16 protein-coding genes, 1 tRNA gene and 1 other RNA gene are annotated in these 17,739 nt (G+C 65.1%); 8 read left to right on the top strand and 10 right to left on the bottom strand.

Annotated features, from left to right (window positions below):
* Positions 1–26 precede the first annotated feature (26 nt).
* From CAL28_RS07065 to ffs, 3 genes are all read right to left on the bottom strand, one after another.
* Positions 27–353 carry a YbaB/EbfC family nucleoid-associated protein gene (locus CAL28_RS07065; protein WP_094840737.1) on the bottom strand — a complete coding sequence of 109 codons (327 nt, stop codon included), beginning with the start codon at positions 351–353 and terminating at the stop codon, positions 27–29.
* Positions 354–404: 51 nt separating this feature from the next.
* A complete protein-coding gene (locus tag CAL28_RS07060; protein ID WP_094840736.1) occupies positions 405–2,603 on the bottom strand; it encodes a DNA polymerase III subunit gamma/tau in 2,199 nt (732 codons plus the stop codon).
* 85 nt (positions 2,604–2,688) lie between these two features.
* Positions 2,689–2,786: signal recognition particle sRNA small type (gene ffs, locus CAL28_RS07055), an RNA gene on the bottom strand.
* 252 nt (positions 2,787–3,038) lie between these two features.
* On the opposite strand from ffs, the gene CAL28_RS07050 reads away from it, so the two are divergent.
* Together CAL28_RS07050 and CAL28_RS07045 are read left to right on the top strand one after the other, a co-directional pair.
* Entirely contained in the window at positions 3,039–3,878 is an 840-nt protein-coding gene (locus CAL28_RS07050) for a hypothetical protein (RefSeq protein ID WP_094840735.1), read from the top strand.
* Between the two features lie 252 nt (positions 3,879–4,130).
* Positions 4,131–4,976, top strand: coding sequence for a hypothetical protein (locus tag CAL28_RS07045; protein WP_094840734.1), 846 nt, complete (start codon positions 4,131–4,133; stop codon positions 4,974–4,976).
* 72 nt (positions 4,977–5,048) lie between these two features.
* Here the strand turns inward: CAL28_RS07045 and CAL28_RS07040 are convergent, their stop codons facing one another.
* The 3 genes from CAL28_RS07040 to CAL28_RS07030 are packed head-to-tail and all read right to left on the bottom strand — an operon-like array spanning position 5,049 to position 7,589.
* Positions 5,049–5,945 (bottom strand): metal ABC transporter solute-binding protein, Zn/Mn family, encoded by an 897-nt coding sequence (locus tag CAL28_RS07040; protein WP_094840733.1) that lies wholly within the window; start codon positions 5,943–5,945, stop codon positions 5,049–5,051.
* A 22-nt stretch (positions 5,946–5,967) separates the two neighbouring features.
* Positions 5,968–6,840, bottom strand: coding sequence for a metal ABC transporter permease (locus tag CAL28_RS07035; RefSeq protein WP_094840732.1), 873 nt, complete (start codon positions 6,838–6,840; stop codon positions 5,968–5,970).
* A complete protein-coding gene (locus CAL28_RS07030) occupies positions 6,837–7,589 on the bottom strand; it encodes a metal ABC transporter ATP-binding protein (RefSeq protein ID WP_094840731.1) in 753 nt (250 codons plus the stop codon). Before CAL28_RS07030 ends, CAL28_RS07035 begins: the two co-directional genes overlap by 4 nt.
* Positions 7,590–8,170: 581 nt before the next feature.
* On the opposite strand from CAL28_RS07030, the gene CAL28_RS07025 reads away from it, so the two are divergent.
* Both CAL28_RS07025 and pbpG read left to right on the top strand, forming a co-directional pair.
* A tRNA-Arg gene (locus CAL28_RS07025) sits at positions 8,171–8,245 on the top strand.
* Positions 8,246–8,613: 368 nt separating this feature from the next.
* Positions 8,614–9,780 carry a D-alanyl-D-alanine endopeptidase gene (pbpG, locus tag CAL28_RS07020; protein ID WP_094840730.1) on the top strand — a complete coding sequence of 389 codons (1,167 nt, stop codon included), beginning with the start codon at positions 8,614–8,616 and terminating at the stop codon, positions 9,778–9,780.
* A gap of 111 nt (positions 9,781–9,891) precedes the next feature.
* On the opposite strand, the gene CAL28_RS07015 is transcribed toward pbpG, so the two are convergent.
* Entirely contained in the window at positions 9,892–10,533 is a 642-nt protein-coding gene (locus tag CAL28_RS07015) for an HD domain-containing protein (RefSeq protein ID WP_094840729.1), read from the bottom strand.
* A gap of 128 nt (positions 10,534–10,661) precedes the next feature.
* Here CAL28_RS07015 and CAL28_RS07010 point away from each other — a divergent pair, with 128 nt between their 5' ends.
* The gene (locus tag CAL28_RS07010; protein WP_094840728.1) at positions 10,662–11,630 is read left to right on the top strand and encodes a GlxA family transcriptional regulator; all 969 of its coding nucleotides are present in this window, start codon (positions 10,662–10,664) and stop codon (positions 11,628–11,630) included.
* Between the two features lie 105 nt (positions 11,631–11,735).
* Here CAL28_RS07010 and ybaK read toward each other — a convergent pair whose 3' ends face one another.
* Together ybaK and CAL28_RS07000 are read right to left on the bottom strand one after the other, a co-directional pair.
* Positions 11,736–12,224, bottom strand: a complete 489-nt coding sequence (gene ybaK / locus CAL28_RS07005; RefSeq protein WP_094840826.1) for a Cys-tRNA(Pro) deacylase — start codon at positions 12,222–12,224, stop codon at positions 11,736–11,738.
* Between the two features lie 97 nt (positions 12,225–12,321).
* Positions 12,322–13,305: a tripartite tricarboxylate transporter substrate binding protein BugE gene (locus tag CAL28_RS07000; RefSeq protein WP_094840727.1), complete on the bottom strand. Its 984-nt coding sequence runs from the start codon at positions 13,303–13,305 to the stop codon at positions 12,322–12,324.
* A gap of 180 nt (positions 13,306–13,485) precedes the next feature.
* On the opposite strand from CAL28_RS07000, the gene CAL28_RS06995 reads away from it, so the two are divergent.
* Positions 13,486–14,379, top strand: a complete 894-nt coding sequence (locus CAL28_RS06995) for an AEC family transporter (RefSeq protein WP_094840726.1) — start codon at positions 13,486–13,488, stop codon at positions 14,377–14,379.
* A 27-nt stretch (positions 14,380–14,406) separates the two neighbouring features.
* On the opposite strand, the gene fumC is transcribed toward CAL28_RS06995, so the two are convergent.
* On the bottom strand, positions 14,407–15,804 hold the full coding sequence (fumC, locus tag CAL28_RS06990) for a class II fumarate hydratase (protein WP_094840725.1): 1,398 nt from the start codon (positions 15,802–15,804) through the stop codon (positions 14,407–14,409).
* An 82-nt stretch (positions 15,805–15,886) separates the two neighbouring features.
* On the opposite strand from fumC, the gene tsaE reads away from it, so the two are divergent.
* Positions 15,887–16,420: a tRNA (adenosine(37)-N6)-threonylcarbamoyltransferase complex ATPase subunit type 1 TsaE gene (tsaE, locus tag CAL28_RS06985; RefSeq protein WP_094840825.1), complete on the top strand. Its 534-nt coding sequence runs from the start codon at positions 15,887–15,889 to the stop codon at positions 16,418–16,420.
* A complete protein-coding gene (locus CAL28_RS06980) occupies positions 16,351–17,733 on the top strand; it encodes an N-acetylmuramoyl-L-alanine amidase (protein ID WP_094840724.1) in 1,383 nt (460 codons plus the stop codon). The genes tsaE and CAL28_RS06980 overlap by 70 nt, the downstream gene beginning before the upstream one ends.
* Positions 17,734–17,739: the final 6 nt, after the last annotated feature.

Here is a 17,739-nt window from a genome sequence, read left to right as displayed (position 1 = left end):
GCGTGCGCCGCCGGCGTGCCGGCTGTTCAGAACGGGAACTTCATTCCCGGCGGCATGGGCATGCCGGCCGTCACCGAGGACATTTTTTCCTGGGCGGTGGCTTCGGCCTTGCGCAGCGCATCGTTGAAGGCGGCCGCGACCAGGTCTTCCAGCATGTCCTTATCGTCGCCGACCAGCGAAGGATCGATCACGATGCGCTTGACGTCGTTGCGGCACGACATGGTCACCTTGACCAGGCCGCCGCCGGACGTTCCTTCGACCAGGATGTCGGCCAGCGCTTCCTGCGCCTTCTTCATGTTTTCCTGCATCTGCTGGGCCTGACGCATCAGCCCGGCCAATTGTCCTTTCATCATGATGGAAGCATCCTTTTCAGCGGATAAACAAATAGAGGGTGGCGTGGGCGCCTAACGAGGCGCCGCCGCCGGTGGATCGACGTGGCGGATGGATCCGGGCACGACCTGGGCGCCGAAATCCGCGAGCAGGGAACGCACGAAGGGGTCGGCCTCGACCGCGGCCTCGGCGGCGCGCTGCCGTTCGGCGCGCTCGTGTTGCGCCACCGCGTGCGCGGTGGCATCGCCGGTGGCGCCCACCAGGACATCCAGCCGCAAGCTTTGGCCGAAGTGTTCGCATAGCACCGTCTGCAGGCGCACGCGGCTGGCGCTGTCGGCCAGCGTGCGGACGGCGACGCGAAGCATAACGGTATCGCCCTGCACACCGTGCCACTCGCTCTGCCGGGCCAATTCGGCCGCCAGGCCGGTCACGGGCAGGCGCGCCGCCAATTCCGGCCAGGTAGCCTCGGACATGTCCGTCACGCGCGGCCGCTGGCGAGCGCGGGCGCCGGGAGCGCGCGCGGGGCGCACCGGCGCGGCATCCCGCATGGCGGGCGCACGGGCACCCGTAGCCGCCGCCAAGGTTTCGAAATCGTCATCGTCGGGGCTTGCGATAAAGCCCCCGTCATCGGGGCCGGAGGACGGATAGCCGCCTTCCGCGTCGTCGGGAATGACTTCATCGACCCATGCGGGCGGCGCATCGTCATCGCGCGGCGCGCTGCGGGCCGCCGCATCGGGACCTGCGGCCTGGCCGGAGGTGGATTCCGGCGCCTCGTCCCACGGGGCGATAACGGCTGTCGGCGCGGGCGCGGGGGCGGTGGCCGCGGCTGGCGGTGTCACCGCCAGGGCGGCCGCGCCGGCCGAAGGCATTGTCGACGCCGGTCGGTTCATCGCCATTCCGGCCGCGGGCTCGATTGGGTCCGATACGCTGGGCGTCGTCGAGCGGTTCGATGGCGTCGCGGCGGCCACTGCCATCGGTGCGACAGGCTCAGCCGGAGCAACCGGTGTGGCCGGCGCAGTCGATGCAGACGGCGCAGTCGATACGGACGGCGCCGCGGCCCCGCGCGGCTCGACCGGTGCGGCTGCCGCAACGGGCGCGGGCGCGGGCGCGGGCGCGGGCGCGGCCGCGGATGCCGTAGAGCCTGTCGTGCTCGACGCCGGCGGCATGGCCGGCAAGGGTTGCGGCCCGGCCTCCCCGCTGAGGGATAGCATGCGCAGGCAGGCCATCACGAAGCCGGCGTATTCGTCCGGTGCAAGTGCCAGTTCACCGCGACTGTGCACGGCGACCGAATAGAAAAGCTGCACCGCGTCGGGATGCAGGCTGCGTGCGAGGCGGGCGATATCGCCCGCCAGCGGATCGTCCGACGAGATGGCGCCCGCCACGCGCTGCTCGATGGCCACCCGCGACAATAGCCCCGCCAGGTCCGCCAAGGCACCGCCATACGACAGCCCGCGGGTCGCCAGCTCGTCCGCCACGGCCAGCACGGCCGGCGCATCGCCGGCACCGAGCGCGTCCAGCAGGCGTACCAGGTGCCGCTGGTCGATGGTACCCAGCATGCCTCGCACGGCTTCCTCGGTGAGGTTGCCCGCGCTGTACGCAATGGCCTGGTCGGTCAGGGACAACGCATCGCGCATGGAGCCGGAAGCGGCCTGGGCGATCAGCCGCAACGCCGGCACTTCGAAGGCCAGTTGTTCGTCGCCCAGCACCTGGCGCAAATGGCCGACGATGGAGTCGGGCGGCATCTGCTTCAGGTTGAACTGCAGGCAACGCGACAGCACCGTGACCGGAATCTTCTGAGGGTCGGTCGTCGCGAGGATGAACTTGACGTGCGGCGGCGGCTCTTCCAGCGTCTTCAACATGGCGTTGAAGGCATGGCCGGTAAGCATATGCACTTCGTCGATCATGTAGACCTTGAAGCGCCCCGCCCCTGGGGCGTATACCGCCTGCTCCAGCAATTGCGTCATTTCATCGACGCCGCGATTGGAGGCCGCATCCAGCTCGAGGTAATCGACGAAGCGGCCGGAATCGATTTCCGTGCATGCCTGGCACACGCCGCACGGCTTGGACGTGACGCCCGTTTCGCAATTGAGGGACTTCGCCAGGATGCGCGACAGCGTGGTCTTGCCGACCCCACGGGTGCCGGTGAACAGCCAGGCATGATGCAGCCGCTGGGTATCCAGCGCGTGCGTCAGGGCGCGCACCACATGATCCTGCCCGACCAGGGTATCGAACGAGCGAGGCCGCCACTTACGGGCCAATACGAGATAGGTCATGGGTGGATTGTAGAGCGGGCGGCGCGCAGAACAAGAAAGGACGGAACGATGCCGGGCACCTGATCCGTCCTTTCTGGCGTATGCGGAAGGCGAGCCTTACTCCGGCACTGACCCTAAACGGCTATGGCTGCTTCGTTCCCGACCTGACCAGGTTCACCGCCGGACCATGCGAAGGGGCCCGCCAATCGAGATTCTAGCAGGTCGCGGCGCCCCACGCCCTGGCGCGCGCTGTGCCCGCGTCCGGCAGGCGGTTCATCGTGCGCGCACCCCGGCGGGCGGAGCGGGCGGCGTCACCCATGCGCCGAAGCTGCGCCAGGTAATCGCGTCCGCATTGGCAATAAATTAGGGACATAGAGGAACCGGCCTGTTACCCACCGGCACGAAGCCCCCGCATTGATCGGACCCCGCATCAATAACCACATGGAGTTTCGAAACATGAATACCGGTTCAGTACCGCACATCGGAACAACCTATACGGCCGTGCCTGACGGCGCCATGCACGATACGCTTACGCACCTGGAAAGACGCCTGGCGAAGGAAGACATCGCATCCATCAATGTCCGAGGGGTACACGGCCGCCCCAGAGTCGATAAGGACCGCCTCGTCGCCCTGGCCAGACGCGTTTATGCAGATCCCGCCGAGCCCGACAAGATAAATCCGCCGGCCTATTTCCGCGGAGAGCCGGTGCGGGGCAAGGAGTCGCAAATTGAGTCGACGAATCGCACGCCTGGGCACAGATCCGTGGACAGGCAGGCCGAGGACATCCTGGAGGACAGGCTGTACAACATGGTGACAACCACGGAGATACCGAGCCGGCAAATGACCGCTTTGCTCGAGGAGGCCAAACTCGTGGTCGCCCAGCGCGGCGTCGATGGCGAAGCGCAAGTCGCCGAAGCCATCGAAATCATCGACGCGGTACTTCGCAATATCCAGGGCTTTGAAAAGGCAGGAACATCCGCACAGGCCGGCAAATTCGCCGAGGTCTATTCCCACGCCGTCAAAGAGGCTTGCGAGCTTGCGGTAGGAAACGGCCGAGACCCATATCCCCTGATAGACCAATTACCTCACTGCCACGAAACGGCTGAATCATTCGATAAGAAATTCGACCGCGCGATGGAATCCATACGGCCGCAGGCCCGTTTCATGGCCGAAGAGCTGAAGAATGTTCTGCGCCCTTATGCGCAGATTTCGCGTCCGGACGAGACGCCCGGCGAAGCCAGGAAATTGCCGGACGAAATGCCGGGTGAATCCTCGACCTGGTGGCAAAAGGCATAACGCCATCCGAGGCTCTGTGCGCCGGCATGGTTATGCCCCATGCCGGCCTGCATGCGGCGCATACGCGGCGGGACTTCGACGTCCCGCCCGTATCGCGATTGCCCGGTCTCCCCGGCATTCGCAACGTCCCGGTGGTAATCCCGTCCGCAATGCAACACAAATGGGGACGGGCCGGAACCGCCAGGCCACCCTATGCACGAACGGCCCGTATTGACCGGCTCCCGGATCAATAGCTACATGGAGATTTCAACTATGACCATCAGCGGAAATTCATTGGTAAATGCCATCGTGTTCAGCCGCGACCCGGCGTATCTGGCGCAACGAAACCAAGACGACGCGGAGTTGCAACTTATCACGGGGGAAGATCGCTCGTTTCTCAATGCCCGCGGGATATCGGGAAATGCTCTCTATGACGCGGACCGCGTCATGTGCGTGGCCGAACGCATTTATGCGGATCCCGCCAACCCTGACAAAAGAATGCAGGTTTCGGATCTCGCGTACTACGGCGGAGAGGTCGCCAAGCACAACGAGTCCGCCATCACGTCGCTGGGTTTCATGCTCCGGCAGCCGTTCCTGGACGAGACGGTCAAGGCAAACATGCAGCAGACGCTGGACAACCTTGTTTCGACCCGCGAAACCGCGAAGGGGCAAATGACCAATCTGTTGGCCGAAGCCAAGCTTCTCCTCATGCAGCGTGGGGTCCATGAAGAAGCGCAGGTCATCGAAACCATGGAGATGATCGACGCGGTCCTGCGCAATATGCAAAGCGTCGAAGGGTCGAGCTCGTCGGGATACGCCGCTAAATTTCTCGACCTCTACTCCAAGGAGGTCAAGCGTAATTGCGAGATCGCGGTAGGCCGGGGAAGAGACCCCTTCCCCATGATGGAACATATGTCCAAATCCCGCAGTAGCGGCGCCCCGGACGAGCAAAGGCTGCAAAAAGCGATCGAATCGGTACAGCCGCAGGCCCGCGCCATGGCCGACAAACTGAAAGAGCTCCTGGCTCCTTTTGCGCAGCCGCTACACCAAGATGCCTCCCCGGCGCCCACCCAGGACAAAGCCCAGGGCAAGGTACTGGGCACGTGGCAACTGGCCTAAGGGCTGCGTTAACCGCCTGTCAGCCCCGGACGGCACAGGCTGCGCCCCGTAGGCGCTGCCGACCGGCCACGCCTACTTCGAGATGGCCTTCACGATCTGGTCGGTGTTGAATCGCATCAACTTTTCATAGGTCGGCACGGGGCCCTTCGAGTCCGACAATGCCTCGGGGTAGAGCTCTCCGCCTGGCCGGGCCCCCGTCGCCTTGGCGATCTGCTCCACCAGTCGCGGATCGTTCGAGTTCTCGAAGAAATAGACTCGTACGTGCTCCTTGTTGATCTGCTCGATCAGCTTGGCGACGTCGGCGGCCGAGGCTTCGGTCTCGGTCGACAAGCCCTGCGGCGCGAGGAACTGCACCCCGTATGTCTTGCCGTAGTAGCCAAAGGCATCGTGGCTGGTCAACACTTTGCGGCGTTCGGCCGGCACGGCCGCCAGGTCCGCGCGGATAGCCGCGTCCAGCGCCCGCAAGCGCGCACGATACGCATCGGCGTTGCGCTGGAAGGCAGGCGCGTCGTCCGGGTCGGCCTTGGCCAGGGCCCGCTCGATGTTGCCGACCCAGACCAGGACGTTGGGAATGCTGTTCCACACATGAGGATCGATGACGCGCTTGCCGTCCTCGTCGAAGGTATGCGTTTCGATTCCTTGCGATACGACCACCGGCGGCGCCTTGGCGCCGGCCGCTTTCGCCAGCCGCTGGAACCAGGTTTCCAGGCCTTCGCCGCTGATAAAGGTGACGGCGGCCGCGCCCACCCTCCTGGCATCGGCGGGCGACGGCTCGAAGTCGTGCGGATCGCCGTTCGGCGGCACCAGGCTCCTGACGGCGACGTGGTCGCCCCCGACATGCTTCACCACATCGGCCAACACCGTAAAACTGGCGACGACGTCGATAGTCTTTGCAGCCGCCGCGTTCATCGCCGCGAAGAAGATGACGGCGCTACCGGCCGCCGTGCGCAATACGCGTTTTCCTATCATGCCGACATTCCTTTGCTCTGAATCAGCCCGCCAGGCGCGGACGCTTTAACCGTCGCGCCAGAATGCCCGAGGGCGCTCCCAGCAGCGACAACACGTAGATCCCGCTGATCACCAGGATGATCGTCGGGCCCGATGCGAGTTCGAGGTGATAGGACAGCAACAATCCCAGGAACCCCGAGAATGCGGCCACCGCGGCGGCGATCATGGCCATCGCGGTCAGCGTCCTGCCCCAGAGCTGCGCAACCGCCGCGGGCAGCATCATCATGCCGACCGCCATGAGCGTGCCCAGCGTCTGGAAGCCGGCCACCAGGTTGACGACCAGCAGGAACAGGAATAGCAGGTGGTAGAAGGCCCCATGCCCCTTGACCGAGCGCAGGTAGCCGGGATCGAAGCATTCGGCGACCAGCGGCCGATACACCAGGGCCAACGCGACCAGCGTGAAGGACGCGATGCCCCCGACCATGAAGATGGCATCCCGGTCGATAGACAGGATGGTGCCGAACAACACATGCAGCAGGTCGATGTTCGATCCGCGCAGCGATACGATCAGCACCCCCAGCGCCAGGGAAGCCAGGTAGAACGTCGCGAAACTGGCGTCCTCTTTGAGGGCGGTTCCGCGACTGACCACGCCCGACAACAAGGTGACGCTCAATCCCGCGATGACGCCGCCGATTCCCATCGCGAACAGGGACAGCCCGCCGGAGACAAGAAACCCGATCGCCGCGCCCGGCAGCACGGCATGGCTCATGGCATCGCCCACCAGGCTCATCCGTCGCAGCATCAACACCACCCCGACGGGCCCAGCTCCCAGACCCAAGGCCACCGAGGCCACCAAGGCGCGGCGCATGAATCCATATTCCGCGAAGGGAAGCACGACCGCCGAATACAGGCTCATGCCCTTGCCTCCCCGCGCACGCCGGCATTCTCGTCGCAGGACTCCGTCAAGCCCAAGCCGCGCGCGCGCAGCAGGTTTTCCTGTGTCATGACATCCGCTGTTTTCCCCCAGGCAAGCGGGCGGCGGGAGATCAGCAGCGTTTCAGGAAAATACGAGCGCACCAGGTCGAAGTCGTGCAATACGGCGATAACGGTGCGGCCGTCGCCGTGCCAGCGCCGCACGATGTCCAACAGGTCGCGCGTCGTGGCGGCGTCGATGGCGGTAAAAGGCTCATCCAGCAGGACGACCTTGGCATCCTGAAGCAGGAGCCGCGCAAACAGCACGCGCTGCATCTGCCCGCCCGACAACGACCCGACCTGGCGGCGCTCGTAGCCATCCAGGCCCACGGCAGCCAGCGCGCCTGCCGCCTCTTCGGCGATGGCCCGCGTCACGCCCCGGAAGGGTCCGATGCGTCGCCAGGCACCCAGCAGCACGACATCGGCCACCGTAAGCGGGAACTGCCTTTCGATCGTGCTCGCCTGCGGCAGGTACCCGAAGTCCTCTGTCCTGAGCGTGCCGCGATCGATAAGCCCGTCGATGTGGCATCCCTCTTTCATCAATGCCTTGAGCAGCGTCGACTTGCCGGCGCCGTTCGGTCCGACCACCGCCGTCAGGCTACCCGGGGAAAAGACCCCTGATAGATGGTGCACGGCAGGACGCCGGTCGTACGCCAGGGTGACGTCGGATAAGCGGATGGCGTAGCCCGTCATGGCAGCGCCACCGCCCAGGCGATCGCAAGCCATAAGCCGCAAAGAACGGTCGACACGCACAACAAGCGGTACACGGCCGGCCGGGCCAGAAAGGATCGCTGGTAGACCAGGTGGCGCTGCGCGGAATGCTCTGTGGGCTGCATGGCGATGGCGGCCCAGGGGGGACAGGGCGGCACGAAAACGATGAAAAGACGCGGATGTGAAAAGAGTCAGACGATGAGTAATGTTATAACATTACTAATCTGACGAGAAGCTGGCGTGGACTTGCGCAAACGGCCGGCACCGCCCCCACCCTTCCCGCGCCGGCCAGCCCCGTCGGCGAGCCGTGTCCGGCCATCGCGCCAGGCACCCGCGCCACGTCAGGCCGCAAGGCCGCCGACGCCGAGCGCGACGGCGATTCATGATATAGTTTCGGCCGCACTTAGCCCGGAAAATCAAGGCGTTAGGACTGGCTTCCCAGCTAGCGCCAACGTGCCCGGCCCCCGCCGTTCCAGGCCCGGCCGCTCGTTGCCCCCTAAACGCGAAGCAAGGCGCCATAAAAGACCGGCAGCCGGGGGCTCGCCAACCCGGGAAAAGCACGTCTCGCCGTAGTTAAATGGATATAACCGGCCCCTCCTAAGGGTCAATTGGTGGTTCGATTCCACCCGGCGAGGCCACCCGCTTTTGCACCGCAATCGATGTTGAAGGCGAGCCGCCTACGGCCTGGCCTATTTGCCGCACCGGTTTGCTGGGCATGTTTGCCGGGCCTGTTCGCTGGCTATTCGCGCCCAGCCATCGCCCCCTCTCCCCACGCTATCGACCGCCCGCCCCACTCGAAATCCCCCATTGGCCTGCCCTGACCGGCATGTAATATTCGGTCACGGATCCGCACGCCCTAAGAGTTGTCCTATGGATGCCCTAGAACAGTGCATCACGGCAGCTTAAAAAGATTGTTTAAATTGTCAGGCTAACCCTATAATTCGATTCAATTTTCTGACGCGCTGCCCGCTGGCGCGCCGTTTTGCTTTCCGGATCCGTCCTACCTATGGCGCAATTTCCGACACGTTTGGTCCTGACAGTGGCCGCCCCGTTGCTGGTTGCGGCATCGCTTCTGGTCTCGCCCGGCGCGCATGCCGCCTCCGACCCCTGCAAGGTCAATGCGAAGTCGGCCGCTTGCAAAGCCGCCCAGGCCAAGACCGCGCCGAAGAAAACCACCACGACCACGGTAACCAAGTCGACGACCACCGCGAAGTCCGGCAACAAGACCACGGTGGCGAAAACGCAGAGCAAGACCACCACGGTGGCGAAGAAGACCGCCGGCGGCAAGACGAACACCACGATGCGCAAGGACGTGGTCGCCGACACGACCACCAAATCCGGCAAGACGGTCGTCCGCCACACCACCGCCGCCACGCACAGCAAGGTATCCGCGGCCGCCGCGCCCGCATCGACGTCGGCGCAGGCCGCGGCCCTGCGCTCCAGCGTGGCCTACGTGCAGGATCTGGCGACCTCCACGGTGCTGTTTTCGAAGAACGAAGACACCATCCGCCCCATCGCGTCGATCTCCAAGCTGATGACGGCGCTGGTGGTGGTCGATGCCAACCAGCCCATGGACGAGGTGCTGGAAGTCAGCGATGACGACATCGACCGCCTGCGGCATGCCGCGTCGCGCCTGCCCGTGGGTTCGCGCCTGAGCCGCGCGGACATGCTGCACGTTGCGCTGATGTCGTCGGAGAACCGCGCCGCGCATGCGCTGGGCCGCTATTACCCCGGCGGTATGCCCGCCTTCGTCAAAGCGATGAACGCCAAGGCACGCGAACTGGGCATGATGGACACGCACTTCGTCGAGCCCACCGGCTTGTCCAGCGAGAACGTTTCCTCGCCGCGCGATCTGGTGCGCCTGCTACGCGCGGCATCGCAGCGCCCGCTGATCCACCGCTACACCACCGACACGGAATACGACGTCGACATGGGCAAGGGGCACGTGCGCACCTTCCGCAACACCAACGCGCTGGTACGCAACGCCGACTGGGACATCAAAGTATCGAAGACGGGCTTCATCAACGAAGCCGGCGAATGCCTGGTCATGCTGGCCCACATCGGCGGTCGCGATCTGGCTATCGTGCTGCTAGACTCCCAAGGCAAATACTCGCGCATCGCCGACGCGGTGCGCATCCGCAAGTTCGTACAGAACGAAGTCGCGATGATGTGATGCGTCCCACGGGACGCCACCCGGGGTGGACGGACACGGCCCTGGCGGCGCGCCCGGATGGCGGCGCGGCGGCACATCGCGTATGGCGACCCCGCGCCGCGGTGCATCGCATCAGGAACGCCAGGCCGATCCGCGGATCACGCTGCAGAAGTTGCCGCGATGGAAATGCGGTTCCTTGTCCGCGATGACATCGGCCTTGACGTTGCCGAAGGTGGTATCCGGCTTGTGCTTGATGCCGTCGTAGAAGGTCTGGATGATGTTTTCCTTGAAGCGGTCGCCGCGCGGATGCGCATGCACGACGGCCTCGCGGTCGGCATCGCTGAACGCGGAATAATCGATCCCCAGCACATCCATCTCCACCCCCGCGGTTACCAGCGCGACGACGGGGTGCATATGTTCCGGAATGCCGGGCGTCGTGTGCAGCGCGATAGCCGTCCACACCAGATCGACGTCCTGCGGCGGGATGCCCCGTGCCTTCAGGAAATCGCGCGCCACATTGGCGCCGTCGACTTCGAACCGCAGATGATCGCTGGCATGCCGGTGCGTCAACCCCATGTCATGGAACATCGCACCTGCGTAGAGCAGCTCCGGATCGAACTTCAGGCCGCGCCGCTTGCCGGCCAGCGAGGCAAAGTAATACACGCGGCTGGAATGGTGGAAAAGCAGGGGGGACTCGGTATCGCGGACCAGCTCGGTGATCTCGCGGGCGAGTTGGCTATCGGGGACGGTGATGCCGCCTATGGTCGGGGTCATGATCGCTGCTCCAGGAAAAGTGGGTACAGCCATTGTGGGATTGCCCGCCCATGGCATCAATTGGCGTAACACGCCGTATACTGCCATTTTCCGTCGCATCGGGACATGGCGCCCGCGGCTCTCGAAAAATGCCGAAATCCATTGCTGTCCTGGCCCTGCCCGGCGTCCAACTGCTGGATGTCTCGGGGCCCTTGGATGTATTCGCCCAGGCCAACCAGGAGGCCGGCCGGCAGTACTACACGCTGCAGGTCGTCGGCTGCGAACCCGGGCCGATACGCAGTTCATCCGGTACGCGGATATTGCCGGACCTGGTGGCCGGCCAGGCGGACGTCCGCTTCGATACCCTGCTGGTCGCCGGCGCGCCGCACGCGCATGAAGTGCGCTTGCCCGCGCAGTTGGCCCAGTGGCTGCGCGAATGCGCGCCGCGATCGCGGCGCTACGGTTCGGTCTGCACGGGAGCGTTCGTGCTTGCCGCCGCGGGCCTGCTGGACGGCCGCCGTATCACCACCCACTGGGCCGCCGTGCAAACCCTGACGCAGGCCTACCCGTCGATCACGGTGGACGAAGATGCGCTATACGTGCGCGACGGCAAGCTGCGCACCGCCGCCGGCGTAACGGCCGGGCTGGACCTCGCCCTGGCGCTGGTCGAGGAAGACCTGGGCCGCGAGATCGCCCGCCGCGTGGCCAGCCAGTTGGTCATGTTCTTCAAGCGCCCCGGTGGGCAATTGCAGTTCAGCCGCAAGGGCGAAACCCATCCCGCTGGCCGCTCCGTCCTGCAAGAGGTGCAGCGCTGGGTCGTCGCCAACCCGGGCCTGCGGCATGATGTGCCCAGCCTCGCGCAGCACGCCGGACTCAGTCCGCGCCACTTCGCGCGCCTGTTCCGCACGGAAACCGGCATCACCCCAGCCGCATGGGTGGAAGCGGCGCGCGTATCGGCCGCCCGCTCCATGCTGGAAAGCGGCGCCCGCAGCCCCAAGCAGGTCGCGGCGGAATGCGGCTTTGCCAATGCGGATACGCTGCGGCGCACCTTCTACAAGCATGTCGGCGTGACCCCGGCGGAATACCGCCGCCGCCACGCGCACCCGCAGGACGCATGAACCCGACCGCGTGGCGGTGGCGAAGTCCCGGCGGCGCCGTGGCAGCCTTATCGAGCCGTCGCGCGCCCGTACCGAGCCGGCGTAACTCCCGTTCGACTATTTCGCCTACTCGAGCCCGACGGAAACGGGATGCGCGCCCAGCAGGTCGACCAGTATCGCGGGCGCGATACCGATAAGGTAGCCGCGCCGGCCGCCGTTGATATAGATCGTGGGATAGTCCAGCACGCTGGCCTCTACCCAGACGGGCATGCGCTTGCGCGTCCCGAAAGGCGAGGTGCCCCCTACCTGGTAGCCGGAATGGCGCTGCGCCGCTTCCGGTTGGCAGGGCGCGACTTTTTTCAGGCCGGCCTGCCGCGCCAGGTTCTTGGTGGAGACCTCGCGGTCCCCATGCATCAGCACGATCAGGGGCCGGGCGGATTCGTCCTCCATGACCAGTGTTTTCACGACCGCATGCGGGTCCAGGCCCAGCTGCCGCGCGGCCTCTCCCGCGCCGCCGTGGTCGACGTAGTCGTAGGTGTGCTCGCTGTAGGCGACCTTGTGCTGCTTCAGGAACTGCGTCGCCGGAGTTTCGGATACGTGTCGGGTCTTGCTCATGGCGTCATTGTAGGGATGTGGCGGCACGACGGACGGCCGGCTGCAAATGGAAAAAGCCAGGCTCGCGCCTGGCTTTTTGCCATCGCGCTCGTATCGATTATTCGAGCTTGATGTTCTGCTTCTTCACGATTTCCTTGGCCCAGTCGTATTGCGCCTTGATCTCTTTGGCGAATTCCTCGGGCGTATTGCCGGACGGTTCGGAACCTTGCTCGTCCAGCGCCTTGATCACCTTGGGATCCTTCAGGGCCACCACGGCGGCATCGCGCAGCTTGTTCACGATGGCCATCGGGGTGTTGGCGGGCGCCAGCAGGCCATACCACACCGGCTGGTTCACCGCGGGATATCCCACTTCGGCGAAGGTCGGCACATCCGGCAGGGACTTGATGCGCTTGGGCCACGCCACCGCCATCGCATGGATTGCCTTGGCCTGGATCTGCGGCATGGAAGACGGCAGGTTATCGAACAGGATTTCGATCTGCCCACCCACCGCGTCGGCCAGCGCCGGTCCGGATCCCTTGTAGGGAACGTGCACGATGTCCGTGCCCGTGGCCAGCTTGAACGATTCGCCCATCAGGTGCAGCACGCCGCAGGTGCCCGAGCTGCCGTAGGAATACTTGCCCGGGTTCTTCTTCAGGACATCCAGGAATTCCTTGAAGTCCTTGACCGGCATCTTCTTGGGATTCACCGAGACCACGTTCGCGGTATTGGCGAAGTTGGTGACCGGCTGGAAATCCTTGATCGGATCGTAGGGAAGATCGTTGGGCCGGCAGGCGGGATTGACCGCCATCGTCGACACCGTGGCGATGGATAGCGTGTAGCCATCGGGCGCGGCCTTGGCGCCTTCGGCCGCGCCGATCGCGCCACCGGCACCGCCCTTGTTCTCGATGACCATGGGCTGGCCCAGTTCCTGACTCATGCGCTGGGTGACCAGGCGCGCAATGATGTCGGTGGAACCGCCCGGGGCGAAAGGCACGATTACGCGTATGGCGTGGCTGGGATAGTTGTCGGCGGCCTGCGCGGACGTGGCCAGGCTGCCCGCGCCCAGCGCAATGGCCCACGCCAGCGTGCGGATTTTCATCATCGATCGATCTCCTGTGTGTTCTTCAACCCGCCCTTTGCGGGCTGATTTGGTAGCGGCCGTGCATTTCTTTCGCCTCATGGGCGACGTGCACACTCCTGCACAATCGCGCAGAATAGCAGCAAATGTTTACATGAGGTACCGGGGCAACCCCGAGGTACCCGTTCTATCGCCCACACCCCCATGTCCGTCGCACTGCTGGTTCTGCCCGATTTTCTGCTTGTCGCCCTGGGCTGGGCGCTTCATCACAAACTTCGCTTCGAACGCGATTTCTTCACGGGCCTGGAACGGCTGGTGTACTTCGTCCTGTTCCCCGCTTTGCTCTTCCAGGCCATCGTGCGCACGCCATTGACGGCGGCCAGCGCGCTGATGCTGCTGCAGGCGGTGGCACTGGTGCTCGTGGTGGGCTATATCGCGGCATGGCTGGCGCTGCCGGTCCTGAAGCCGGAGCGCATGGCCTATGCGTCCGTCGCGCAGTGCGCCTACCGCTTCAACACTTATATCGGCCTGGCGCTGGCCGCCAACCTGGGCGGCACGCGAGGCCAGACCATCATGGCGGTACTGGTGGGGCTGGCCGTGCCCATCGCGAATGTCATGGCCGTGCATGCGCTGGCGCGCCACAACGGCGGCAACCTGGGTCGCGAGCTGATGCGCAACCCGCTCGTGGTTTCCACGCTGGCGGGCCTGGCCTGCAATTTCGCCGGCCTGCAACTGCCCGGGCCCGTCGATATTTTCCTGGCGCGGCTGGGCGCCGCGGCAATCGCCGTGGGTATTCTGTGCGTGGGCGCCAACCTGTCCTGGGAAGGCGGACGCCGCCACGGCAAGCTCATCGCCTGGATGCTGGTGGTGAAGCTGCTGGTGCTGCCGTTGACGGCCATCGCGGTGGCACGCGCGCTGGCGCTGCCGCCGCTGGACGCCCGCATGCTGCTGGTATTCGCCGCCCTGCCCACGGCATCGGCCAGCTACGTGCTGGCCATGCGCATGGGCGGCGATGGCCGCCTGGTCGCCGTGGTGATTTCGCTGGGCACGCTGGCCTCGGCCGCCAGCATCCCGATGTGGCTGGCGATGGCGGGATAGCGGGCGGTTGCTCGCCCGCTTTACGGCTTACGGCTTGCGCCTGGCGTTGGTCATGTCCGCGGGCACGACCCACTGCCGGAACTGCTCGTCGGTGACATGGCCAAGCTGCAGCGCGGCTTCTTTCAACGACAGGTTTTCCTTGTGCGCCTTCTTGGCGATCTGGGCGGCCTTGTCATAGCCGATGTGCGGATTCAATGCCGTTACCAGCATCAGCGAGCGATCGACCAGCTCGGCGATGCGCTCCCGATTCGGTTCTATGCCCTTGGCGCAGTGTTCGTTGAAGCTGTGCATGCCGTCGGTCAGCAGGCGCACCGATTGCAGGAAGTTGTGGATCAACATCGGCTTGAACACGTTCAGCTCGAAGTTCCCGCTGGCGCCACCGATGTTGATCGCGACGTCATTGCCCAGCACCTGCGCGCCCAGCATGGTGATGGCCTCGCACTGCGTGGGATTGACCTTGCCCGGCATGATGGAGCTGCCCGGCTCGTTCTCCGGAATGCTGATTTCGCCCAGCCCGGAGCGCGGGCCGCTGGCCAGCCAGCGCACATCGTTGGCTAGCTTGATCAGTCCGGCCGCCAGCGTCTTGAGCGCGCCATGCATGAACAGCAAGGCCTCGTGCGAGGCCAATGCCTGGAATTTGTTGGGTGCCGATACGAAGGCGGCGCCGGTGTCGTGCGCCAGTTGCGCCGAGACACGCGCGCTGAATTCCGGGTGCGCGTTCAGGCCGGTGCCCACGGCCGTGCCGCCGATGGCCAATTGGTGCAGGCCCGGCAACGCCGCCCTTATTTGCTGTTCGGACAAATCCAGCTGCGCGACGTGGCCGGACAGCTCCTGGCCCAGCGTCAACGGCGTCGCATCCTGCAAATGGGTGCGGCCGATCTTGACGATGTCGTAGAACGCCGCGCTTTTTTCCGCCATCGTGGCGCGCAGCGCCTTCAGCGCCGGCAGCAGGTGCTGTTCGACCTGCACGGCGGCCGCGACGTGCATGGCGGTGGGGAAAGTGTCGTTGGACGACTGCCCTCGGTTGACGTGGTCGTTCGGATGTACCTTGCGGCCCTCGCCTCGCTCACCGCCGAGGATTTCCGAAGCGCGGTTGGCCAGCACCTCGTTCATGTTCATATTGCTTTGCGTGCCCGAACCCGTCTGCCAGACCGATAGCGGGAATTCGTCCGGCCACTTGCCGGCGATGACTTCGTCCGCGGCCTTTGCGATGGCATCCGCGATGCCGCGGTCCAGCTCGCCCAACTGGGCATTGACCTGCGCCGCCGCCTTCTTCAGCCGCGCCATCGCATCGACCAGGGGGACCGGCATCTTCTCGGTGGAGATCGCGAAGAACTGCAGCGACCGCTGCGTCTGCGCGCCCCAGAGGTGGTCGGCGGGAACGTCGATGGGGCCGAAGGTATCTTTCTCGGTGCGGGTCTTCATGAGGATGCAGCTCCGTTGTTCGCCCGCGCCTCGCGCGCAGGCGGTTCCTATAATCCCCTGTTTTTACCACTCGACCCGCGCCATGTCCGCTGCCCGCAGCATCACTCTGCATTTGCCCGACGACCGCGCCACCGACGAGCTGGCGCGGCGCTTCGCCCCGCTGCTTAGCGGTGCCGGCCCCTCGGCACCCGGGGGCCGCATTCACCTTTCGGGCGACCTGGGAGCGGGAAAAACCGCCTTCGTCCGGGCCCTGTTGCGCGAAAGCGGCATTAAGGGCCGGATCAAAAGCCCCAGCTACGCCCTGCTTGAAACCTATAAAGTTTCTAACTTATACTTCTATCACTTTGATTTTTATAGATTTAGCGATCCGCGCGAGTGGCTGGACGCAGGATTCCGCGATTTACTGCGGGATGATGTGGTCGTCCTGATCGAATGGCCGGAGCGGGCAGCGGGGCTTTTACCCCCTCCCGATCTGCACATCGACCTGGCTTATGCCGGGCAGGGACGGGATGCCACATTGACCGCGCATACCGCTCGAGGACAACTATGGCTGAACGCGATTGTCCCCCTTCAGGCGCCCCGGCCCACCGGCGCGCCGTCTCCCGGCGACGCCTGATCGGCGCCGCCGCCACGCTGCTCGTCCTTCCCGTCATTCCACGCCTGGCGCAGGCTGCCACCATCCTGGCGGTACGCACGTGGCCGGCGGACGAATACACCCGCGTAACGCTGGAACTGGACAGCGAACTGAAGGCGGAACAATTCACGCTCGAAAATCCCGACCGCCTGGTCGTGGATATCCAGGGGCTGTCCATGAGCCCGTCGCTGAACGAGCTGGCGGCCAAGATCCGCAAGGACGATCCATACATCCGTTCGCTGCGCATCGCGCAGAACCGTCCCAACGTCGTGCGCCTGGTCTTCGACCTGAAGCAGGCGGTGGCGCCGCAGATCTTCACGCTGAAGCCGGTGGCCGACTACCAGTTCCGCCTGGTGCTGGACCTGTACCCGAAGGTGGCCCAGGACCCGCTGATGGCCATCCTGAAAAAACCCGCCGGGCCGGATGTCGACGACCCGTTGGCGCGCATCCTGGAAGACATCTCGCGCAACCCGCCCGGGCCGGCCACGGCCACCATTCCGCCGCCCGCGCCGCTGCCCAATACGCCGCCGGCCGTGGCGCTGCCGCGCCCGTCCGATCCTTCGCCCAAGCTCAGCGGGCGCAAGCGCATGCTGACCATCGCGCTGGATCCCGGCCATGGCGGCGAGGATCCCGGCGCCAGCGGGCGGACCGGCCTGCGTGAAAAAGACGTGGTCCTGCGTATCGCGCACCGGCTGAAGGCATTGATCGACGCCCAGCCCAATATGCGTGCCTATCTGACGCGCGACGACGATTACTTCGTGCCGCTGCACGTGCGCGTGCAGAAGGCGCGTCGCGTGCGCGCCGACCTGTTCGTGTCCATCCACGCCGACGCCTGGATCAAGCCGAGCGCGAGCGGGTCTTCGGTATTCGCGCTGTCGCAGCGCGGCGCGTCCAGTGCCGCCGCGCGATGGATGGCGAACAAGGAAAACGCCGCCGACCTGATCGGCGGCGTCAACCTGGGTTCGCACGACGAGCAGGTCGCGAAGGTGTTGCTGGACCTGTCCACGTCAGCGCAAATCCACGATTCCCTGAAACTGGGCAGCGTGCTGCTGGAAGAGATCAAGAAGATCAACCGCCTGCACAAGGACGATGTGGAACAAGCCGGATTCGCGGTGCTGAAGGCGCCCGACATCCCGTCCATCCTGGTCGAGACGGCTTTCATCAGCAATCCCAACGAGGAAGCGCTGCTGAAGTCGTCGTCGCATCAGGACAAGCTGGCGATGGCGATGTTTACCGGCATCCAGCGCTACCTGACCTCGAACCCGCCGCTGGCGCGCGTGGGTGACGTCACCTGAAGCGAT

The organism is Bordetella genomosp. 11 (assembly GCF_002261215.1).
GTDB lineage: Bacteria > Pseudomonadota > Gammaproteobacteria > Burkholderiales > Burkholderiaceae_B > Bordetella_C.
The sequence above is the reverse complement of the archived record's forward strand: the minus strand, read 5'-3'. Positions and strand labels throughout refer to the sequence as shown.

What these genes read in the sequence shown, in the direction of transcription:
- CAL28_RS07065 (WP_094840737.1), bottom strand. Translation starts at nt 353, where the DNA reads ATGATGAAAGGACAATTGGCCGGGCTGATGCGTCAGGCCCAGCAGATG.
- CAL28_RS07060 (WP_094840736.1), bottom strand. Translation starts at nt 2,603, where the DNA reads ATGACCTATCTCGTATTGGCCCGTAAGTGGCGGCCTCGCTCGTTCGAT.
- CAL28_RS07050 (WP_094840735.1), top strand. Translation starts at nt 3,039, where the DNA reads ATGAATACCGGTTCAGTACCGCACATCGGAACAACCTATACGGCCGTG.
- CAL28_RS07045 (WP_094840734.1), top strand. Translation starts at nt 4,131, where the DNA reads ATGACCATCAGCGGAAATTCATTGGTAAATGCCATCGTGTTCAGCCGC.
- CAL28_RS07040 (WP_094840733.1), bottom strand. Translation starts at nt 5,945, where the DNA reads ATGATAGGAAAACGCGTATTGCGCACGGCGGCCGGTAGCGCCGTCATC.
- CAL28_RS07035 (WP_094840732.1), bottom strand. Translation starts at nt 6,840, where the DNA reads ATGAGCCTGTATTCGGCGGTCGTGCTTCCCTTCGCGGAATATGGATTC.
- CAL28_RS07030 (WP_094840731.1), bottom strand. Translation starts at nt 7,589, where the DNA reads ATGACGGGCTACGCCATCCGCTTATCCGACGTCACCCTGGCGTACGAC.
- pbpG (WP_094840730.1), top strand. Translation starts at nt 8,614, where the DNA reads ATGGCGCAATTTCCGACACGTTTGGTCCTGACAGTGGCCGCCCCGTTG.
- CAL28_RS07015 (WP_094840729.1), bottom strand. Translation starts at nt 10,533, where the DNA reads ATGACCCCGACCATAGGCGGCATCACCGTCCCCGATAGCCAACTCGCC.
- CAL28_RS07010 (WP_094840728.1), top strand. Translation starts at nt 10,662, where the DNA reads ATGCCGAAATCCATTGCTGTCCTGGCCCTGCCCGGCGTCCAACTGCTG.
- ybaK (WP_094840826.1), bottom strand. Translation starts at nt 12,224, where the DNA reads ATGAGCAAGACCCGACACGTATCCGAAACTCCGGCGACGCAGTTCCTG.
- CAL28_RS07000 (WP_094840727.1), bottom strand. Translation starts at nt 13,305, where the DNA reads ATGATGAAAATCCGCACGCTGGCGTGGGCCATTGCGCTGGGCGCGGGC.
- CAL28_RS06995 (WP_094840726.1), top strand. Translation starts at nt 13,486, where the DNA reads ATGTCCGTCGCACTGCTGGTTCTGCCCGATTTTCTGCTTGTCGCCCTG.
- fumC (WP_094840725.1), bottom strand. Translation starts at nt 15,804, where the DNA reads ATGAAGACCCGCACCGAGAAAGATACCTTCGGCCCCATCGACGTTCCC.
- tsaE (WP_094840825.1), top strand. Translation starts at nt 15,887, where the DNA reads ATGTCCGCTGCCCGCAGCATCACTCTGCATTTGCCCGACGACCGCGCC.
- CAL28_RS06980 (WP_094840724.1), top strand. Translation starts at nt 16,351, where the DNA reads ATGGCTGAACGCGATTGTCCCCCTTCAGGCGCCCCGGCCCACCGGCGC.